Origin of the sequence: Bacteroides cellulosilyticus DSM 14838 (genome assembly GCF_000158035.1) — a bacterium.
Lineage (GTDB): Bacteria > Bacteroidota > Bacteroidia > Bacteroidales > Bacteroidaceae > Bacteroides > Bacteroides cellulosilyticus.
Genome location: NZ_EQ973492.1, coordinates 352977 through 357416, shown reverse-complemented (window position 1 = coordinate 357416; position 4440 = coordinate 352977). Strand labels below are relative to the sequence as shown.

The window sequence follows — 4440 nt, the reverse complement described above, 5'->3', positions numbered from 1 at the left end:
CTTTCCTCTTTTCTGCTTCTCCAGCAACTTTCTCTTACGACTGACGTCACCACCGTAGCACTTTGCCGTAACGTCTTTGCGCACCGCCTTAATCGTCTCACGAGAAATGATTTTAGCTCCGATAGCCGCTTGGATAGCAATATCAAACTGTTGTCTTGGAATCAGGTCTTTCAGCTTCTCGCACATACGGTGTCCCAAATCATACGCATTGTCGAAATGTGTCAGTGTTGAAAGAGCGTCCACCGGTTCGCCGTTCAGCAAAATATCCAGTTTTATTAACTTGGATGGACGGAAACCACTGGCGTGATAATCAAAAGAGGCATATCCTTTCGAGATACTTTTCAGTTTATCATAAAAGTCGATAACAATTTCTCCCAAAGGCATATCATAATAGATTTCCACACGATTACCCGAAATATATTCCTGTTTCACCAGTTCACCGCGTTTGCCCAAACACAAAGTCATGATGGGACCGATATAATCGGTAGTTGTGATAACGGAAGCACGAATATAAGGCTCTTCAATGCGGTCTATCAAAGTAGGATCGGGCATACTTCCGGGGTTATGCACCTCTGTCATATGACCTTGTTTGTCGTAAATATTATAAGAAACGTTCGGCACAGTAGTTATCACGTTCATGTCGAATTCACGATCAAGGCGTTCCTGCACAATCTCCATGTGCAACAGTCCCAGGAATCCGCAACGGAATCCAAAGCCCAGCGCCAACGAGGATTCAGGCTGGAAGGTCAGTGATGCATCGTTCAATTGCAGCTTTTCCAAAGAGGAACGCAAGTCTTCAAAGTCTTCCGCCTCAATGGGGTATACCCCGGCAAAAACCATCGGCTTCACTTCCTCGAAACCTGCGATGGCTTCTTTACACGGGCGGGCAATGTGAGTAATCGTATCTCCTACTTTTACCTCTTTAGAAGTTTTGATACCGGAAATAATGTATCCCACATCACCTGTACGCAGTTCCTGACGCGCCACCATCTCCATCTTAAGTACACCGACTTCATCGGCATCATATTCTTTACCGGTATTGAAGAATTTCACCTTATCTCCCTTACGGATCACCCCGTTCACAATCTTGAAGTAAGCGATGATACCACGGAAAGAATTGAATACGGAGTCGAAGATCAAAGCCTGCAACGGTGCTTCCTCGTCCCCTTCAGGATGGGGAATACGCTCAATAACCGCAGTCAGAATCTCTTCTACGCCCATACCAGTCTTACCGGAAGCACGGATGATTTCACTACGTTTGCAGCCAAGCAACTCTACGATTTCATCCTCCACCTCTTCGGGCATGGCACTCGCCATATCACATTTATTGATGACCGGAATAATTTCCAGATCATGCTCAATTGCCATATAAAGATTGGAAATCGTTTGCGCCTGTACACCTTGCGAAGCATCTACAATCAGTAATGCACCTTCACAAGCAGCAATAGAACGGGAAACCTCATACGAAAAGTCTACGTGTCCCGGAGTATCAATCAGATTCAGAACATACTTTTCGCCTTTGTACGTATACTCCATCTGAATAGCATGGCTCTTAATGGTGATACCTCTCTCTTTTTCCAGATCCATATCATCCAACATCTGTCCTCCGGTCACCTGTATGGTGTTGGTAAATTCAAGCAGACGGTCAGCTAAAGTAGACTTACCATGATCAATGTGGGCAATAATGCAAAAGTTACGTATATTCTTCATTTTCTACAATTATCTATCTATAAATAAGTATATTACAAAATGAGGCTGAATAACTCGTAGTACAGTCGCAAAACAAAATGGTAATATCTCGCAACGGGCTCGCCTCCTTTTGCGGGCGCAAAGATAATGAAAAATATGAGGTTTTGAAAGTGATTTATTCAATATCCGAGGTCGTAAATGTCTATATATCCTAAAACTATTCTATCATCCCACTGTTATGTATGCATAATAACCTAAACTGCATAACTGAAATGAAAAAATTTATTATTTTTGCGTGTTCCCTCCTATTATTGGCCGGATGCTCCAAGAATGAGATAATCATTTATGGCTCATCGCCCGAAAACAATGAATCCGACAACAGTCAGCCTTCGGAGAAAGAAGACGCACTCATCACCTTTTCCGCTTCACTCGAAAGTCGTAAAGTAACCAGATCTATGTCGCCCATGCCTAAAGGTCTGGTAAGTCAGATTTATGCCTTTGAAACTACAGACAGGAATTTCGATGACCCTTTTGCCGAAGGTCTGTATTCAACCGCTTCCGCAGGTGTATTGACCGGATTGAAAGGCTACAAAATGTATTTGAGTAACGGATCATATAATATGTATGCGTTTTCTGAAAACTCCTCCGTTTATCCTCCAGACCTGATAGATGGAATATCCGCTCCGTTAAAGAATGGCATTGACTATCTATGGTGGGAAAATCTGGATCAAGACGTCACAACTTCACAAATCCACATGCCCATTGTATTCCAGCATGTAGCCACCCAAGTTGTAGTAGACTTATCAGCCGGCGACGGTATAAAACTGGACAGTCTGATTTCAGCAAGTATACTTCCTCCCACTCCGGGTGCCACTCTCGATATACAGACTGGAATTATTGAATCCACCTACACCTATGATACTGCTCCGCTCACTATGGGGAAAAATGGTTTTCTCACGCAGGCCATCGTTCTACCGACAAAAGCTACCAATCCTATGTCTTTGACGCTACAGATATTGGCAGACGGAGAAACGACTCCACGTACCTATACCGTAGGCATTCCCATTCCGGGCAAACTGGCAGGAGGGTTTTCGTACGTCTTCAGTGCCATTATAGACGGAAATTCCGTATCGTTCCCCAATGTCAGTATCAAAGACTGGACCGAAGTAGATGAATCCGGTAACCCACTTTATCCGACACAGAAATAATAAGGATCACTCTTGCATCCTCCAAATACAACAACAAAGTAGAAAATATGGAAACTAAAATATCTGAGATCAGAAAAGAGTATACCAGAGGCAAATTGACACAATGCACCATCAATGACAATCCTTTTGAGCAATTCGAAGAATGGTTGAATGATGCTATTGTCCACAATGCGGACGAGCCCACCGCCATGATAGTAGCAACTGTCTCGGCCGAGGGACATCCTTCTACACGCACCGTCTTGCTGAAAGGAGTGGAAAACAACAAATTTATATTCTTTACTAATTATGAAAGCCGAAAAGGAAAACAATTGGCTGATACCCCATATATTTCCCTCTCTTTTGTATGGCACAAATTGGAAAGACAGGTACACATTGAAGGTAAAGCCGAAAAATGCCTCGACCAAGTGTCGGATACTTATTTTTCCAGCAGACCCTATAAAAGCAAGATAGGTGCAAGGATTTCTCCGCAAAGCCGGGTGATAAGTAGTCGTATGGAGATTATGCGGGCTTTCGTAAAAGAGGTCTTCAAACTGGCGGGACATGAAATCAGACGTCCCGACAACTGGGGTGGTTTTGCCGTAACTCCTACCCGCTTCGAATTCTGGCAGGGGCGGGAAAGCCGCCTGCACGACCGCATTCAGTATATACTTCAAGAAGATGGTAGCTGGAAACAGGAAAGACTGGCTCCCTAAACATCCCTTGTCAATGGACTGGAACATAAAAAGAAGCGTTGATAACATATAAATGTATCAACGCTTCTTTTTATAAGATAAATGTCAATCTCTCTCTTAAACCAACTTAACAAACAGTTCGCCTTCTACTTCCTGAGTAGAGATCTTGTCTTCTCTCAGCAACCAGCCAAGGCCCAAGAACAAATCTTTGTCTACCAACTTAGTTGCTTTCTTGATTTGTTTAGCAGTTAAACCTTCAGTCTCATTCAGAGCACTCCAAATTTTTCCTGCAGTTTCACCAGCTTTTTCTTTTAACATTTTCCTTTTGTTTTTAGTTATACATGCTTTAATCTAAATTCTCTCATTAGCGAGGTTCAGATTTTATTTCAGCGGCAAAGATAGTTATATTTATGTTATATAACACATTATTCTCTGCTTTTTTATGTTATATGTCATAAAAAGAGCATTTTTTCAGCAGGTCAGACCAAAAAGAATGATTCATTCAAGCGAAACTGATGGTTTGTTTACATTAAATAGACGGTCTGTTTTCAAGATATTCCACCCAAATGCGGGCAGCTTCTTCCACCATCCTGACACACGGACGTTTAGCATAATATTGGTCGGTGCGTTCTTCGGGAGTAGACACTCCTTCCGGCTTCTTCAACCCCAATAATTCAGCACAAATTGTAGAGCCGTTCCGTTTCTTAAACTCGGCAGCCAATTCCTGTACTACTGCATAATTGGCCCCTTTTCCTTCACGATCTTTGGGATCAGTTGCTCCGGTTTCCAGTCCGGCAAGCAGAAACATACCGCATGCAGCGCCACAAGTCTGACGCATACGACCGATACCTCCACCGAAGGAAGCTGCCATA

General features: G+C 43.1%; 5 protein-coding genes. 2 read left to right on the top strand and 3 right to left on the bottom strand.

Annotated elements, in window-relative coordinates; translation table 11 throughout:
• Positions 1–1710, bottom strand: a 1710-nt coding sequence (lepA, locus tag BACCELL_RS19520; protein WP_007213749.1) for a translation elongation factor 4, incomplete at its 3' end; no start/stop codon positions are given.
• 251 nt (positions 1711–1961) lie between these two features.
• On the opposite strand from lepA, the gene BACCELL_RS19515 reads away from it, so the two are divergent.
• Together BACCELL_RS19515 and pdxH are read left to right on the top strand one after the other, a co-directional pair.
• Positions 1962–2897 carry a fimbrillin family protein gene (locus BACCELL_RS19515; RefSeq protein WP_022210366.1) on the top strand — a complete coding sequence of 312 codons (936 nt, stop codon included), beginning with the start codon at positions 1962–1964 and terminating at the stop codon, positions 2895–2897.
• A gap of 47 nt (positions 2898–2944) precedes the next feature.
• Positions 2945–3589: a pyridoxamine 5'-phosphate oxidase gene (gene pdxH / locus BACCELL_RS19510; RefSeq protein ID WP_007213747.1), complete on the top strand. Its 645-nt coding sequence runs from the start codon at positions 2945–2947 to the stop codon at positions 3587–3589.
• A 96-nt stretch (positions 3590–3685) separates the two neighbouring features.
• On the opposite strand, the gene BACCELL_RS19505 is transcribed toward pdxH, so the two are convergent.
• A complete protein-coding gene (locus BACCELL_RS19505; protein ID WP_007213746.1) occupies positions 3686–3886 on the bottom strand; it encodes a winged helix-turn-helix domain-containing protein in 201 nt (66 codons plus the stop codon).
• A gap of 211 nt (positions 3887–4097) precedes the next feature.
• The coding region (locus BACCELL_RS19500; RefSeq protein ID WP_007213745.1) for a C-GCAxxG-C-C family protein at positions 4098–4440 on the bottom strand (343 nt) is incomplete at its 5' end.